This is a genomic window from Streptomyces sp. NPDC050164 (genome assembly GCF_044459945.1).
Taxonomy (GTDB): Bacteria; Actinomycetota; Actinomycetes; order Streptomycetales; family Streptomycetaceae; genus Streptomyces; species Streptomyces coeruleorubidus_A.
The window spans coordinates 120,237-135,326 of sequence record NZ_JBITJK010000009.1 but is presented as its reverse complement, the minus strand read 5'-3'; the positions used below and the strand labels follow the sequence as shown (position 1 = coordinate 135,326).

Sequence of the window (15,090 nt, the reverse complement as noted above, 5' to 3'; positions counted from 1 at the left end):
GGGACGCCGCGCCGCGGGCCGGCCCGGGGACGCCGGGCCGGCCCGATGGTGCGCGGCCAGGCGGATCAGACCTGCGGCGTCTCGACGACAAGGCCGGCGACGTCGATGCTCACCGCCGCGGCGGGCGTGGCGAGACCACCGAACGTCATCAGGGCGGCGGCGGCCAGGACGGCGGCGACTCGACGGACAGCGCGCATGCTGGGACTTCCTTTCGACAAGGCTCACAGGGACACCCGGTGGCTGCCCCCGCCCGAACGGCGGAATGCGGCACGCCCGGCAATGTCGCCCAAGGGTGGGAAATCCCCGGCGTGGCGTGCATGAACGCCGGCGTGCACCCGAACGGGTGAGACGACGCCCCAGCGGAACGGGCCGTCAGCCCGCGTCGTCCGCGAGTTCCGCGACCCCGGTGATCCGGTGCAGCGGGTACGTGCGGACCTCGTCCGCCGTGTGGTCGTACGCCGTGACGAAGCCGCCCTCGACGCGGATCGGGGCGATGACGCGCTGGCTGGCGGCGCCCTCGGCGTTGACGTAGCCGATCCACAGGGCCTCGCCGGTCAGGACGGCGGCCTGCATGGTGGCGAGGGTCTCGGCGGAACCGGTGCGGGGCAGTTCGCCGTTGACCTCGGGAGCCGTGCCGGGCTTGCGCGGGGCGGTGGAGGCGAGGTCGCCGGCCCGGATGGCGCGCAGCGCCGCCGCGAGGAGGGTGTGGTCGGGGACCGGCGGGCCTTCCGGCACCGGCTCGGGCGCCGTACGGGGCGGGGTGCGGTGCGCGTGCGCGCGGGTGATCAGCACATCGCCCTCGGCGGACTCGGCGGCCGGTGCGAACCCCATCGCCCGCAGGCCCTCCAGCAGCCCAGCCGGGTCGGTCTGCGCGGCCAGCACGGTCGGGGCGAGCCGGCGCAGCCCGAGCCCGGCGGCCCGCTTGTCGGCGAGGATCTCGCCCAGCACCGCGTCGTCGTCACAGCGGACGTACGCCGAGGCCGCGCCGACACGCAGATGCCCGTGCCTGCGGGCGACGTCGTCGATCAGGTACGTGAGCGGCTGCGGCACCGGCGTACGGGAGTGCGTGGCAAGGAAGGCGTGCAGGTCAGAGGCGCTCTGCCCGGCGTCGAGGGCGCGCCGCACCGAGCCGGGCGTGAACCGGTAGACGGTGGCCCCGCCCTTGGACTCGACGTCCGCCAGCACGCCCAGCATGTCGGCGAGCGGGCGCTGCAAGGGGCCGGGCGCGACCGCCGTCAGGTCGGCCTGGAGCAGCACGTGGTCCAGCGGCTCGGGCAGCAGCGGCGTGAGCAGCCGGGCCGCGGCGGCGGAGGCGACGGCCTGTTCGGCGGGGGAGAGGGGGGTGAGGGGAGCCGGCCGGTGGTGGACCGGGAGCTTGTCCCCCGGGCCGGAGGGCTCGGCTGGGCCGGAGGGCTCCGCTTCCGGGCTCTTCGCGGGAGCCGCGGGCGCACCCAGCAGGGCCCTGCCGTGGGCCGACAGCGCACCTCTGCCCGTGACGCCCAGCAGTTCCGCCTCGGACAGCGCCCACCGGGCGAGCCGGCTGCGCAGGTCGTCCTCGGGCTGGGCGCCGCGCAGGGGGCGCTCCCAGCGCAGCCGGGCCAGCACCGACTCGGCGGCCGGCGCGGTGCCCTCCGGCAGCCCGGCCAGCAGCGCCAGCACCCGGTGCCGTACCTCCGGCGCCGCCGAACGGTCCAGACCCGGACCGAGCGCCGACAACGTGCGGTCCTTCGCGTCCCGCCCGCCCACCAGCCCGGCCGTGCGGGTCGCCGGGAGCCACGCCGTGACCAGCCGGGACCAGCGCTCGGCGGCGGGCAGCTCCCGCCACTCGTCGTACGCGGGGGTCGCCGCGTACCGCTCGTCGGCCTCGCCGTCCGGGGCGATCAGGCCCGCCGCGTACGCCAGCTCCACCCAGAACGCGGCGACCGGCTCGGGCACGTCCAGGGCGACGGCGGTCCGCTTCAGGTCCCGGACGCTCAGCCCACCGGCCCGCAGCACCGCCGGCCCGCCCTCGTCCCAGTCCTTCAGCAGCTCCTCGACGGTCGCCAGCGCGGTGTACGCCTGCCCGGCCGCGGTGCTGTCCACAACCTGTGGACGATGAACGGCGGCGGCCTCGACCGCCGGCGGCACCGGCTCGGGCGTCCGGTGCGCGAGCCCCCGCCGCAGGTGCAGGGCCACCTCGCGCGGCAGCACGACCGTCCCGGGCGCCGTCGGCAGCAGCAGCCCCCGGTCCAGCAGCCAGCGCAGCCGGGGCGCCGGATCGGCCGTGACCTGCCCGTACGGCGGCCCCCACACGAGCCGCTCCAGCACGTCGAGGGAGTCGGCCGGGGCCTTGGCGAGCAGCGCGGCCATCCGGCCCCGGTCCGTGAACAGCTCGGTCAGGGAGGTCACCGCGGAGACCGAGTCGTGGGTCGAGGGCAGCCCGGCGGCCGTGACGATCTCCTGGATCCGCCCCGGGGACATCCCGGCGGTGGCCTCCTGGACGGTGGGGCCGAGCCCCGTCGGCGAGGGGTGCTGCGGCGAGGGCGCCAGCAGCTCACGTGCTGTCCGCACCAGCCGCAGCCGGTCGTCCCCGCCCCAGACCAGGGCCTGCTCGCGCAGGATGCCCAGGGCGTGCGGCAGGGCCTGGGCGACGGCCGGGTCGGCGTCGTCCCCGGCCATGAGCCCGAGCAGTTCGTCGTACGTCGCCGGATCCGCCGCCACGGCCAGTGCCTGCGCGCTCTGGAGCGTGAACCGGTCCAGCCGCTCCAGGGCCCGCACGACCGAGGCCCGGGTGCCGGCGCGGGTCGCGAGCTGGGTGAGGTCGGTGGGCACGGGCGTGATGAGATCCGGACGGCTGCGCAGGAGCGCGCCCAGCGAGACGTCGTCCCGCCCGCGGAGCGCTTCCGCGAGGGAACGGGGGGCCGGAGGCCTGTCCTCGGTGCTCATCCGGCCCACGGTAGCGGGTCGCCTCCGGCGGCCGAGCCGACTGTGCGCGGGTGGGCGGGGGCCGGTGCCGGACGGGCATGTGGGGCACCCGCTCGTACTCGCGGTACCGTCGACCGACGGCGTCAGCCAACGCACACGCCCCGGAGGGGACTTCGTGGGGATTGAGAGCGACCAGGTCGTTTACGAGTATCTGAGCCGGGTCGGAGACGTGGCCCAGCAACGACAGTTGTCGTCGGCCACCCGCATGCGCCTGGTCGCCGACCTGCGCAACGAGATCGACCAGCGCCGCGCGAAGGCCACCGTCGACTCGCCCGCCGCCGTCCGCCGCATCCTGTCCCGCCTCGGCAGCCCCGACGACGTCGTGGCGGCGGCCGCGGACGGCACGGGCGGCGGCGGTACGGCGCAGAGCGCTCCCGCCGCCGTGCCCGTACGGCGCGAGGCCCGCGAACCGGACGAGCCGGACGGGCGGCCGAAGGGGGTCCTGCGGCGCGTCGTGCCGCGTCCCCGCCCGGCCCGGCCGACCGAGGAGCCACGTCCCGCCGCCGCCGAGGGCGCGGCCCCGCCGCACCTGGCCGCCGGGCACGAGCTCGGGGACAGCGCGGTCCAGCCGGACTGGTGGCGGGTGGACAGCAGCCCCTTCGGGGCGGGCGAAGAGGTGCCGGGCTTCGTGGGCGGCGTGGAGCTGCCGGACCTGCTGAAGCCGCCGCGGCCGAGGAAGCCGGAGCTGGAGAAGGCGGCGGCCGACGAGGAGGCGGCCCCGGCTGTCGAGGCCGCCGGGGAGCCGGAGGAGACGGCCGGCAAGGCCAGTCGCCGGCGTCTTCCGCGCCTGCCCGCGGGCGGCTGGAGCAACCCGCTCCTCCTCATCGCCGCCGGTCTCCTCGTCGCGGGCGCGGTGCTCGGCAACTGGTTCGTGCTGATCCTCGGCTGGCTCATCGCCTACGCCTCACGTCGCCTGAGCCCGGCCGAGACCAAGTGGGCGGTCGTGATCCTCCCCAGCCTCTCGGTCGCGGCCGGCGTTCTTTGGCTGTGGGGCAGGATGAACGACCGCTGGGGCACCCCGATCGCCGAGGGCCACATGAACGACGCGGTGGCGGAGACCTGGCCATGGGTGGTCAGGGGCGCGGCGGTGGCGTCGGCGCTGTTCCTGGTATGGCGCTCACAGCGCTCTCGCTAGCCGATCACAGGCTGACGTCTGCCGTTCACACCGCCTGGGCACAATGGCCCATATGGCAATCACCGTCGGCTTCGACCTCGACATGACCCTCATCGACTCCCGCCCCGGCATCCGCGCCTGCTACCAGGAACTGTCCGAGCGGACGGGGACGTACATCGACGCCGATCTGGCGGTCACGCGGCTCGGGCCGCCGCTGGCCGAGGAGCTGATCAACTGGTTCCCGGCCGAGGAGGTCGAGACCGTGGCCGACGTGTACCGGGAGATGTATCCGACGATCGCGATCGCCGAGACCCCGGCGCTGCCCGGCGCCCGGGAGGCCATCGCGGCCGTACGGGAGGCCGGCGGACGCGCGATAGTCGTCACCGCCAAGTACGAGCCCAACGCCAAACTGCACCTCGCCCACCTCGGCATCGAGCCCGACGCCGTCATCGGCGACCTGTGGGCCGAGCAGAAGGCGGAGGCGCTGCGCGAGCACGACGCGGGCGTCTACGTCGGCGACCACGTCGGGGACGTACGCGGCGCCCGGGCGGCCGGCGCGCTGTCGGTCGCGGTGGCCACCGGCCCCTGCCTCCCGGAGGAACTGCGCGCGGCGGGCGCGGACGTCGTCCTCACCGACCTGACGGAATTCCCCGGGTGGCTTTCGGACTACCGTCCCGCACGCGCCTGACGCCGGCCCGCCGCCACGGAACGCAGCACTCCCGCGCCGGCCATCAGGAATCCGACTGCCATGAGCATGCTCAGGCCGAACATGTACGTCGGAAAGGGTGTCGTCCCCAGGAACAGCGGGGCGACAGTGACCAGTGTGGCCACGGCGCCGATGAAGAAGACGATGCCACCGGCACGGACCAGACGGTCACCGGGAGCGGCGGAATTCGTTTGGGTTTTGTCACGCACCCGACCAGGGTAGTTCCCAGCGCGAAGGAACAACCGGGTGACGTCTTGTCACCGGCCTGAAGAGCATTAGCCTTGGTACCGGCGGGTCCGTACGACCCGCCCGAGTGCTATCCAGAGCCGTTTCAGAAGCAGTTTTCCGACGAGTACGAGGACGAGGACAGACGTGCCTACCGGCAAGGTCAAGTGGTTCAACAGTGAGAAGGGCTTCGGCTTTCTCTCCCGCGACGACGGCGGTGACGTCTTCGTCCATTCCTCGGTCCTCCCCGCCGGAGTCGAGACGCTCAAGCCGGGACAGCGAGTGGAGTTCGGCGTCGTCGCCGGACAGCGCGGCGACCAGGCGCTGTCCCTGACGATTCTGGACCCGACCCCCTCGGTCGCCGCCGCCACCCGCAAGAAGCCGGACGAGCTGGCCTCGATCGTCCAGGATCTGACGACCCTCCTGGAGAACATCACTCCGATGCTGGAGCGGGGCCGCTACCCCGAGAAGACCGCCGGCAAGAAGATCGCGGGCCTGCTGCGCGCGGTCGCCGACCAGTTGGACGTGTAAACCGCTTACGGGAAACGCAGCGCGTTCGGGCCGAGGGGCGGCACCAGCCCCTCGGCCGCCGCGCGTGTCAGCAGCCCGCGTACGGCGGCGTAGCCGTCCTCGCTGAGGTCGGCGGTGAACTCGTTGACGTACAGCCCGATGTGCTGGTCGGCGACGGCCGGGTCCATCTCCTGGGCGTGCTCCATGACGTACGGGCGGGACGCCTCGGGGTCGTCCCAGGCGGCGCGCACGGACGTCCGGATGGAGTCGGCGAGCAGCCGCAGCTTCTGCTCGCCCAGCGACCGCTTGGCGATGATCGCGCCCAGCGGGATCGGCAGCCCGGTGGTGTTCTCCCAGTGCTCGCCCATGTCGGCGAGCTTGTGCAGGCCGTAGCCGCGGTACGTGAAGCGCGCTTCGTGGATGACGAGCCCCGCGTCGACCTTGCCGTCCCGCACGGCCGGCATGATCTCGTGGAACGGCATGACGACGATCTCGCCGACCCCGTCGCTCAGCCTGTCCGCGGCCCACAGCCGGAACAGCAGATAGGCGGTGGACTTCTCACTGGGCACGGCGACCGTACGACCGGTGAGGTCGACGTCCGCCTCCCGCGTCAGCACCAGCGGCCCGCAGCCCCGCCCCAGCGCACCCCCGCAGGGCAGCAGGGCGTACTCGTCGAGGACGTACGGCAGCACGGCGTACGACACCTTCAGCACGTCGAACTCGCCGCGCTCGGCCATGCCGTTGGTGATGTCGATGTCGGCGAAGGTCACGTCGAGGGCGGGGGCGCCGGGGAGGCGGCCGTGGGCCAGGGCGTCGAAGACGAAGGTGTCGTTCGGGCAGGGGGAGTAGGCGATCTTCAGCTGCTCACTGGTCATGCCGGTTCCAACTCTCCAGTACGGGCACGAGCTTCCCGAAACCCTCGGTGAGGGCCGCCAGGGCGTCGGGGATGCGCCAGGCGGCGCGGTCGCGCGGCCCGACGGGATTGGAGATCGCCCGGACCTCCAGCACGGGCACCCCGTGCGCGGCAGCGGCCTCGGCCACACCGAAGCCCTCCATGGCCTCGGCGAGGGCGGTGGGATGACGCTCCCGGAGCGCAGCGGCCCGCTCGGCGGTCCCGGTCACGGTGGACACGGTGAGCACGGCCCCGGCACGGGCCCCGACGGCGTCGCCGACCAGCCGTACGAGGTCCTCGGGCGGGTGGTGACGCACGGTCCCGAACCCGAGTTCCGTGACCGGCACAAACCCGTCCTCGGTCTCGGCCCCCAGATCGGCCGCGACGATCTCATCGGCGACGACGAGCGACCCCACCCTCGCCTCGGGCTGAAACCCCCCACCGATCCCGGCGGAGACGACGAGGCCGTAGGGGTTGCCGTCGAGGGCGGCGGCGGTCAGGGCGGAGGCGGTGGAGGCAGCGGCGAGGGCGGGGCCCACACCGACGGCGAGGAGGTCGATACCGCTACCGCCGTGGGCAGTCGTTCCGCCGGGGCGATGGGTGTCCCCCCTGCTCGAGCGGAGCCGAGAGCTTGGGGGAGGGTGGGCACGGCCTGCAACGCCGAGTGCCGTTCCATCGGACCCCGGCGACAATGCGCCGAGCGCCTTCGCCACCGCGTCCCGTTCAACATCAACCGCGGTGGCGACAAGCACCCTGCCCAGCCCAGCGGCAGCGATTACGCGTCCTTCTCCAGCTTGAAGTTCCACAACCCCGAAGTGTCCTTCTCGCCTTCCTTGATGGACACCAGCGTCGAGTTGCCCTGCGCACCGTACTGGGCGTTGAAGAACACGCTGCCCGGAATGGTGCGGTACGTCTTCGTGCTGGAGTCGGTCAGCGGCTGACCGTTCATCAGGATCGTCCAGCCCTTGTCCGCGATCTCCGGGTCGACACCGAAGCGCACGGTCTCGTCCGGGTCGACGGAGATGCTCTTGACGCCCTTGTCCTTCAGGCACTGCGTGAGATCGGACGCCTTCAGGGCGTCCCCCTCGCCGCCACAGGTGGCCTCGGAGTTCACCGAGTCGCTGCCCACGGTGACCGTGGCCATCGGCGTCGGCTTGTCACAGGCCGAGAGGACCAGCAGTCCGGCGGATACGACGCCGGCGGCGGCGACGGCGCGGCGGCGTCGCACAGCGGATTGCAACGTGTTCATGGCCGAAGGCTATCGGGCCTGCCGGTCGGGCCGCCCACGCGGGGTACGGCGTGCCCGTCCGGCACGCCGAGAGCACGCACCGAACGCCGCTCCTTCCTCCGCGGAGATCCATCAGAAGCCCCCTAGGCCACGCGCGGCCGTGTCGCACCGCCCCGCCGGGCCGAGCCGATCAGCCCCCGTACGGTCGTCAGCCAGCCCGTGCCGACGATCGCGGCGCCCACCGCCAGCCCGAGCGTGCCGTTGAGCGGCAGCGCGATGCCGACCGCCCCGCCCAGCACCCAGGACATCTGGAGCAGCGTCTCGGAGCGGGCGAAGGCCGACGTACGGACCGGTTCGGGCACGTCCCGCTGGATCAGCGCGTCGAGCGACAGCTTGGCCAGGGCCTGCCCGAACCCGGCCATCGCGGCCAGGCAGGCCACCAGGACCGCGCCGAAGAACAGCGCGGCCGTGATCGCCGCGCCCAGCACGCACGCCACGACCGTCACGATGATGATCTCCGGCGCCCGGGATCTGAGCCACGCCCCCACGGCCGTACCGAGCGCGTTGCCCACGCCCGCCGACACGCCCACTATCCCCAGGGACACGGCGGCGCTCTGGCCGGAGACCGGATGCTCGCGCAGCAGGAAGGCGAGGAAGAAGATCAGGAAGCCGGTGAGGCAGCGGATGGAGGCGTTGGCGGCCAGGGCGTGGGTGACGGCCGGGCCGACCGTGCGCAGCCCGGGGCGCTTGACCGGTCGGCGGTGCGGCCCGTGCAGGTGCTCCTCGTCCGCGGCCAGCAGCGCGGTGTCCTCGCCCTTGGCGGAGTCGACCTTAGGCGGCAGTGTGAACGACAGGAACGTCCCTGCCACGAAGATCACGAAGGCGCCGTAGAGCGGCCAGCGCGGCCCGATCTGCTGGAGTCCGGCGCCGACCGGCGCGGCGATGCCGGTGGCGAGGAGCCCGCCGAGGGTGACGCGCGAGTTGGCCTTCACCAGGGAGAAGCCGGGCGGCAGCAGCCGGGGCACGACAGCGCTTCTGACCACCCCGTACGCCTTCGACGCGACGAGGACGCCGAGCGCCGCCGGATACAGCTGGATGCTGCCGCTGACGACCGCGCCGGACAGGATGAGCGCGAGCAGCGCCCGAGCCAGCATCGCCCCGGCCATCGCGGCCCGGCGGCCGTGCGGGATGCGGTCGAGGAGCGGGCCGATCACCGGCGCGAGGAGGGTGAAGGGCGCCATGGTGATGGCGAGGTACAGCGCGACCCGGCCGCGGGCCTCGTCGGTCGGCACGGAGAAGAACACGGTCGACGCGAGGGCGACGGTGATCATCACGTCTCCGGCGCCGTTCACGCCGTGCAGCTCGATCAGCTTGCCGAGGCCGGACTCGCCGGCGCCGTGCGCGTGGGTGGCCTTGCGGATGCCGCGGGCGGTGCCGGTGAACGGCAGGTGCAGGGCACGGCCGACCGCGCGGAGGGAGCCGCCCAAACGGCCCGGTCCGTTCGGTCGGCTGCTTCCCTTGACCCCTTTCGACCCACCGGTCCCGGTGGCGCCCGGGGGTGTTTTCGCGGCTGCCACGACGTCATAGTGCCCCGAGATGGCTGTGGGTAGTGCCATTACCGCTTGTATAGGGCCTGTGGGGTGACTGTCCGGGTTATTCGGAGCCCGGTGACACGGTGGTCGGAGGTCTCGGTCAGGACCGTCGGTGTACGCGAAGTGGGGCGGAAGGGTAGCGTGCGTATCTCAGCCATCCCGCAAAATGGATGAAGGACGTCGACGCGGTCCCCTGGTCCGCTCCGTCCGCCCCGGGCGCTGGGCGTGGCGCACTCGTGAGACGGCGTATGGAGAGAAGCGATACCTGTGAGCGCAGCGACAACGCGAAGCCGCACCCCTGACCGTCTGTGCGCCGAGGCCGTCGACCTCGCACGGGGCGCCGCCGAGGAAGCCGCGGCCCCCGGCATCGTCGGCGAGCACGTGGGGCTGGTCTCCGAGGGGGATCGCGTTGTCACGCACTTCTTCGAGTGCAGGGAGCTCGGGTACCGGGGCTGGCGCTGGGCGGTGACGGTGGCCCGGGCGTCCCGGGCGAAGATCGTCACGGTGGACGAGGCGGTGCTGCTGCCCGGCCCGGACGCGGTGCTCGCGCCCGAGTGGGTGCCGTGGAGCGAGCGGCTGCGCCCCGGCGACATGGGGCCGGGCGATCTGCTGCCCACGGACGCCGAGGATCTGCGCCTGGAGCCCGGCTGGACCGGCGAGGACGAGCCGCCGCCGAACTCCGTCGTCTCCGACGAGATGGCCGCACTGGCGGAGGCCGAGGACGCGGAGGTCACCGCGGGGCCGCAGGCCGTCCCCGCCCGCGGCTCGATCGCGGCGGTGGCCGAGGAACTCGGCGTGCGCCGTGCCCGGGTGCTGTCCCGCTACGGCCTGCACATCGCCGCCGACCGCTGGGAGGAAGCCTTCGGACCCAAGACCCCGATGGCGCAGGCGGCCCCCGCCGCCTGCGTGAGCTGTGGCTTCCTGGTCCGCATCGGCGGCTCCCTGGGCCAGGCCTTCGGCGTCTGCGCCAACGAGTTCTCACCGGCCGACGGCCGCGTCGTCTCCCTGGCCTACGGCTGCGGCGGCCACTCCGAGGCCGCGGTCATGCCGAAGCCGCCGCAGCCGGCCCCGCCGGTCATCGACGAGACCCGGGTGGACCCGTTCCCGCTGCGCCCGGCCTCGGACTCGGGCTCGGTGCCGGTGGCGGCGGACGAGGACACGGAGGAACTGGGCCACTCGTAGCGGTGTCCCTGCCCGGCCGCCGATCGACTACGCAGAGGGGGCGATCACGGCGCGTCGGTGCCAGCGGCGCAGAGTCTCGGGGTCATCGCAGCTGACGATGCGCTCGCGGACCGCTTCGGGGACGTCGATGCCACGGACATCCAGGACCTCCAGGACGTCTTCGGCGGCCCGCCGGGCCTCCCCCTCGGCCCGGCCTTCGTTGCGGATTTCCTCGGAGATGTACGACTTGTAGAAGGAGAGGTCCACGGCCACCAGGTTCCTCCACAGTTCCGCGGCCGGGTGCTTGCCCAGGCCTTGTGCGATGAGCTCGACGATCGGGTCGGCGATGGGGTGCGGTGTGTCCCGCAGGACGGTTGCCACTGCTTTGAGTATGGCCCCGATGTCCCGATGCCTGACGTGGGTGATGGCGGACAGCGTGGCGAGCGCGAGGTCTTTGCGGACCTCGGCCGGGTCGGTGAGCACCGGCATGTTGTGCGGTCCCGCGACCAGCGGGCGCAGTTCGGGACGGCCGTCGGGTACGGCGAGGACATGGTCTACAAGATCGAGGGCGGGAAGCGGATTCCTCGCCAGGAGTATCTGGTCAAGGCCGACGAGGTGTTGGGCGCGGGTGGGCTCATCGCGGCGACGTGGGAGGACGTCAAGAAGGTCCGGTACCCGAAGAAGGTGCGGGACCTGGCGCAGCTGGAGGCCAAAGCGGTCGAGCTTCAGCTCTACGACCCGCTGAACATCCACGGGCTGTTGCAGACGCCGGAGTACGCACGCGGGCTGCTCCTGATGCGGCGTCCCGCGTACACCGAGGAGGAGGTGGAGCGGTTCATCGCGGCGCGCGTGGCCCGCAAGGCCGTCTTCGAACGGGATCCGGCGCCCGAGATCAGCTTCGTCCTGGAGGAGTGGACGCTGCGGCGTCCCCTGGGAGGCAGGGCGGTGTTGCGTCGCCAGCTGGAACGCCTGCATGAGGCGGGGCAGTTGCGGAATGTCGAGCTTCAGGTGATGCCGATGGACCGCGAGGAGCACGCCGGTGTGGACGGCGGCATCGACGTACTGAAGTTCGAGGATGGTTCGGCAGTGGGACGTTCACCAGTGGTGGCCAACGGCAGGCCGGTCTCCGAGCCGAGGCAGCTCCGTATCCTGGAACTGCGGTACGGCATCATCCGGGCACAGGCTCTCACTCCACGTGAGTCGACGGCCTTCATCGAGCACCTGCTGGGGGAAACATGATCCGCAACATAGACCTGGTGTGGTTCAAGAGCAGCTACAGCAGTGGCAGCGAGGGCGACTCCTGCGTCGAGGTCGCCACCACCCCCGCCACCGTCCACGTCCGCGACTCCAAGCACACCGAAGGCCCCCGGCTCGCCGTCGCTCCCGCCGCATGGGCGGATTTCGTGACGTACGCGTCCGGGAGCTGACCGGGGGCCGGGCGGCGCGCACACCCCCGCTCCCCAGGCGGTACCTTCGTCCTCTCGTCGATGAGGAGAAGGAACGTGAGCAGCAAGTTCGTGCGGCCCGCCGCCGAGGGTGCCGACCCGTTCGGTACGGCACGTCTGCGGCGTGGCGTCATCGATGCCTGGGCCACCAGCCCCGCCCGGTTCCGGGAGGACGCCAACGCCGAGGAGGACCTCGTCCTCGGCGGCTACCGGGACCGGCTCGTCGTCGAGCTCGCGCAGAACGCCGCCGACGCGGCGGCCCGGGCCGGGGTGCCGGGGCGGCTGCGGCTCACACTCCGTGATGGTGTGCTCGTCGCCGCCAACACCGGCGCGCCGCTGGACGCGGCCGGGGTCGAGTCGCTGTCCACCCTGCGCGCGTCGGCGAAGCGGGAGACCCACGAGCAGGCCGTCGGGCGGTTCGGTGTCGGGTTCGCCGCCGTCCTCGCCGTCACCGACGAGCCCGCCGTCGTCGGCCGGCACGGCGGTGTCCGCTGGTCCCTCGCCGAGGCCCGGGAACTGGCCGCCGACACCGCCCGGCACAGCCCCGGCCTCGGGGACGAGATCCGGCGGCGCGACGGCCACGTACCGCTGCTGCGGCTGCCGTTCGCCGCCGAGGGCACCGCCCCCGACCCCTACGACACCGCCGTCATCCTCCCGCTGCGCGACACGCCCGCCGCCGACCTCGCCGAACGGCTGCTGCGGGCGGTCGACGACGCGCTCCTGCTCACCCTCGCCGGCCTCGAAGAGGTCGTCGTCGAGATCAACGGCGAGAGCCCCCGCACCATCTCCCGCCGCACCGACGGCCCCTTCACCGTCATCGACGACTCCGGCGACGGCGTCACCTACTGGCGCACCACCGCCGCCCACGGCCCCCTCACCCCCGAGCTGCTCACCGGCCGGCCCGTCGAGGAGCGGCTGCGCCCCCACTGGTCGGTCACCTGGGCCGTGCCCGTGGACTCCGACGGCAGCCCCGCCCGGCCCCGCACCAGCCCGGTCGTGCACGCCCCCACCCCCAGCGACGAGCCGCTCGGCGTCCCCGCCCTGCTCATCGCCTCGTTCCCGCTGGACTCCACCCGCCGGCACGCCGCCCCCGGCCCGCTGACCGACTTCCTGATCCAGCGCGCGGCCGACTCCTACGCCGAACTCCTAGGCGGCTGGCGGCCGGTGACGGCCGGGCTCATCGACCTCGTGCCCGGGCCGCTCGGCAAGGGCGAGCTGGACGGCGCCCTGCGCCAAGCGATCCTGGAGCGGCTGCCGCGCACGTCCTTCCTGCCGCCCGCCGTCGAGCCCCGCGGGCACGACGGCGAGGACCTGCCCGAGTCGCTGCGGCCCCGGGACGCCGAGGTCGTCGAGGGCGCGGGCGCGGCCACGGTGCGGGTGCTCGCCGAGGTGCTGCCCACCCTGCTGCCGGCCGGGCTGGAACGCCGGGCGGAGCTGCGCACCCTGGGCGTCGCCCGCGTGCCGCTGACCGACGCGATCGACCGGCTGGCCGGGCTGGAGAAGGACCCCGGCTGGTGGCGGCGGCTCTACGACAGCCTCGCCGGGGTCGACCCGGACCGGCTGTCGGGCCTGCCGGTGCCGCTCGCGGACGGCCGTACGACGATCGGCCCCCGGCAGGTCCTGCTGCCCAGCCCCGACGCCACCGGCATCGACCCGGAGACCCTGGCCAGGCTCGGACTGAAGGTCGCCCATCCGGACGCGGCGCACCCGATCCTGGAGAAGCTGGGCGCCCTGCCCGCGACGCCCCGTGCCGTGCTCACCACCCCGCAGGTCAGGGCCGCCGTCGCCGCGTCGCTGGACGACGAGGGCGGTGTGCTGTGGGAGGAGGACGCCCTCGACGCGGAGGAACTGGCCGACACCGTGCTCGTGTTGGTGCGGGACGCCGGCCTGGAGCCCGGTGACGAGCCCTGGCTGGGCGCGCTCGCCCTGCCCGACGAGGACGGCGAACCGGCCCCGGCCTGCGAACTCGTCTTCCCGGGTGGCCCGTTCGCCCAGGTCATGCGCGAGGGCGAACTGGCCGCGGCGGACGCCGAGCTGGCCGCGAAGTGGGGCGAGCAGCCGCTGGCGGCCTGCGGGGTGCTGGTGAACTTCGCGCTCGTCCGCGCCACCGACGTCGTCCTCGACCCCGACGAACTGGAGCCGCGCGAGGGCGACTTCGCCGAACCCGACGACGCGGGTCTGCTGGACGCGGTCGACGTGTGGGCGGAGGACGTCCTCGACCGTTTCCCGGACAGCCCGGTGCCGCCGGTCGCGACCGAGATCGTCGCCGTACGGGACCTGGACCTGGTCGACGAGGACAAGTGGTCGCAGGCCCTGTCCCTGCTGTCGCAGCCGCCCCTGCGGGACGCGATCGTCGAGCCCGTGCGCGTCCTGCTGCCGGACGGCACGCACGAGGTCGTACGGCCGTACACGGCCTGGTGGCTGCGCGGGAACCCGGTCCTCGACGGCCGCCGCCCCGCGGGCCTGCGCGCCGCCGGCGGCGACCCGCTCCTGCGCGGTCTCTACGAGGAGGCCGACGCGACCGGCTTTGAAGACGAGCAGGTGCTGCGGGCGCTGGGCGTGCGGACGTCCGTGGCCGCGCTGCTGGACGAGCCCGGCGGTGCCGCCGAACTCCTCGACCGGCTCGCCGACCCGGAGCGCGAGGTGACGGACGCCCAACTGCACGCGCTGTACGGGGCCCTGGCCGAGCTGGACCCGGAGCAGGTGACCCTGCCGGACGAGCTGCGTGCCGTCATCGACGGCCGGGTGGAGGTCGTGGACGCGGCCGACGCCGTGGTGTGCGACTCACCGGACCTGCTGCCCTTCACGGAAGGCGTCCCCCTGCTGCCGGTCCGCCCGTCCCGGGCCGCCGAACTGGCCGAACTCTTCCAGGTGCGGCGCCTGAGCGAGTCGGTCACGGGACAGGTCACCTCCGAGGGCACGGGACACGAAGTCCCGGACTCGGTCCGGGTCCTGCTCGGCCCACGCACCCCCGCCTCCTACATCGAGCACGAGGAACTCGTCGTGGACGGCGTGGAGATCGACTGGCGCCTGACGGACGACGACGTCCTGCACGCCGCCACCCTGGAGGGCGTCGCCGCGGGCCTGGCCTGGGCGGCCGGGCAGTGGCCGCGGCGGTTCGAGGTGGCGGCGCTGCTGGAGGATCCGTCGCGGACGGAGGAGCTGGCGCGGGACCGGTGGTTCGACTGACCGGCTGAAGCAAGCATGCGGTGGCGTTTGGTTGTTCGGTGAAAACTCCCACACAAATTTTTCA

At 73.4% G+C, this 15,090-nt stretch carries 15 protein-coding genes; 7 read left to right on the top strand and 8 right to left on the bottom strand.

The genetic code is table 11. From position 1 onward, the window contains the following. Positions 1-65 precede the first annotated feature (65 nt). On the bottom strand, positions 66-197 hold the full coding sequence (locus ACIBNA_RS16025) for a hypothetical protein (RefSeq protein WP_274817180.1): 132 nt from the start codon (positions 195-197) through the stop codon (positions 66-68). Positions 198-372: 175 nt separating this feature from the next. Next, on the bottom strand, positions 373-2,925 hold the full coding sequence (locus tag ACIBNA_RS16020; protein ID WP_399165818.1) for a helicase-associated domain-containing protein: 2,553 nt from the start codon (positions 2,923-2,925) through the stop codon (positions 373-375). Positions 2,926-3,079: 154 nt separating this feature from the next. Between ACIBNA_RS16020 and ACIBNA_RS16015 the strand changes: the two genes are divergently transcribed. Together ACIBNA_RS16015 and ACIBNA_RS16010 are read left to right on the top strand one after the other, a co-directional pair. Continuing rightward, positions 3,080-4,099 carry a hypothetical protein gene (locus ACIBNA_RS16015; RefSeq protein WP_399165817.1) on the top strand — a complete coding sequence of 340 codons (1,020 nt, stop codon included), beginning with the start codon at positions 3,080-3,082 and terminating at the stop codon, positions 4,097-4,099. Positions 4,100-4,142: 43 nt separating this feature from the next. Next, positions 4,143-4,766: an HAD family hydrolase gene (locus tag ACIBNA_RS16010; RefSeq protein ID WP_399165816.1), complete on the top strand. Its 624-nt coding sequence runs from the start codon at positions 4,143-4,145 to the stop codon at positions 4,764-4,766. On the opposite strand, the gene ACIBNA_RS16005 is transcribed toward ACIBNA_RS16010, so the two are convergent. After that, on the bottom strand, positions 4,745-4,993 hold the full coding sequence (locus ACIBNA_RS16005) for a hypothetical protein (RefSeq protein ID WP_274817176.1): 249 nt from the start codon (positions 4,991-4,993) through the stop codon (positions 4,745-4,747). The genes ACIBNA_RS16010 and ACIBNA_RS16005 overlap by 22 nt on opposite strands. A 163-nt stretch (positions 4,994-5,156) precedes the next feature. Here ACIBNA_RS16005 and ACIBNA_RS16000 point away from each other — a divergent pair, with 163 nt between their 5' ends. Beyond that, positions 5,157-5,540 (top strand): cold-shock protein, encoded by a 384-nt coding sequence (locus ACIBNA_RS16000; RefSeq protein WP_010035896.1) that lies wholly within the window; start codon positions 5,157-5,159, stop codon positions 5,538-5,540. A 5-nt stretch (positions 5,541-5,545) separates the two neighbouring features. On the opposite strand, the gene ACIBNA_RS15995 is transcribed toward ACIBNA_RS16000, so the two are convergent. From ACIBNA_RS15995 to ACIBNA_RS15980, 4 genes are all read right to left on the bottom strand, one after another. Continuing rightward, a complete protein-coding gene (locus ACIBNA_RS15995) occupies positions 5,546-6,394 on the bottom strand; it encodes a 1,4-dihydroxy-6-naphthoate synthase (RefSeq protein ID WP_399165815.1) in 849 nt (282 codons plus the stop codon). Continuing rightward, entirely contained in the window at positions 6,384-7,217 is an 834-nt protein-coding gene (locus tag ACIBNA_RS15990; protein WP_399165814.1) for a futalosine hydrolase, read from the bottom strand. Before ACIBNA_RS15990 ends, ACIBNA_RS15995 begins: the two co-directional genes overlap by 11 nt. Next, positions 7,187-7,660, bottom strand: a complete 474-nt coding sequence (locus tag ACIBNA_RS15985) for a DUF2771 domain-containing protein (protein WP_399165813.1) — start codon at positions 7,658-7,660, stop codon at positions 7,187-7,189. Before ACIBNA_RS15985 ends, ACIBNA_RS15990 begins: the two co-directional genes overlap by 31 nt. Positions 7,661-7,782: 122 nt before the next feature. Then, the gene (locus ACIBNA_RS15980; protein WP_399165812.1) at positions 7,783-9,216 is read right to left on the bottom strand and encodes an MFS transporter; all 1,434 of its coding nucleotides are present in this window, start codon (positions 9,214-9,216) and stop codon (positions 7,783-7,785) included. 282 nt (positions 9,217-9,498) lie between these two features. Between ACIBNA_RS15980 and ACIBNA_RS15975 the strand changes: the two genes are divergently transcribed. Continuing rightward, positions 9,499-10,413, top strand: coding sequence for a DUF3027 domain-containing protein (locus ACIBNA_RS15975; RefSeq protein ID WP_399165811.1), 915 nt, complete (start codon positions 9,499-9,501; stop codon positions 10,411-10,413). Between the two features lie 27 nt (positions 10,414-10,440). Here the strand turns inward: ACIBNA_RS15975 and ACIBNA_RS15970 are convergent, their stop codons facing one another. Beyond that, on the bottom strand, positions 10,441-10,881 hold the full coding sequence (locus tag ACIBNA_RS15970; protein ID WP_399165810.1) for a hypothetical protein: 441 nt from the start codon (positions 10,879-10,881) through the stop codon (positions 10,441-10,443). A 60-nt stretch (positions 10,882-10,941) separates the two neighbouring features. Between ACIBNA_RS15970 and ACIBNA_RS15965 the strand changes: the two genes are divergently transcribed. The 3 genes from ACIBNA_RS15965 to ACIBNA_RS15955 are packed head-to-tail and all read left to right on the top strand — an operon-like array spanning position 10,942 to position 15,026. Further along, on the top strand, positions 10,942-11,631 hold the full coding sequence (locus tag ACIBNA_RS15965) for a DUF5753 domain-containing protein (RefSeq protein ID WP_399165877.1): 690 nt from the start codon (positions 10,942-10,944) through the stop codon (positions 11,629-11,631). Continuing rightward, positions 11,628-11,819 (top strand): DUF397 domain-containing protein, encoded by a 192-nt coding sequence (locus ACIBNA_RS15960; protein ID WP_399165809.1) that lies wholly within the window; start codon positions 11,628-11,630, stop codon positions 11,817-11,819. The genes ACIBNA_RS15965 and ACIBNA_RS15960 overlap by 4 nt, the downstream gene beginning before the upstream one ends. Before the next feature lie 60 nt (positions 11,820-11,879). After that, positions 11,880-15,026: a sacsin N-terminal ATP-binding-like domain-containing protein gene (locus ACIBNA_RS15955; RefSeq protein ID WP_399165808.1), complete on the top strand. Its 3,147-nt coding sequence runs from the start codon at positions 11,880-11,882 to the stop codon at positions 15,024-15,026. Positions 15,027-15,090: the final 64 nt, after the last annotated feature.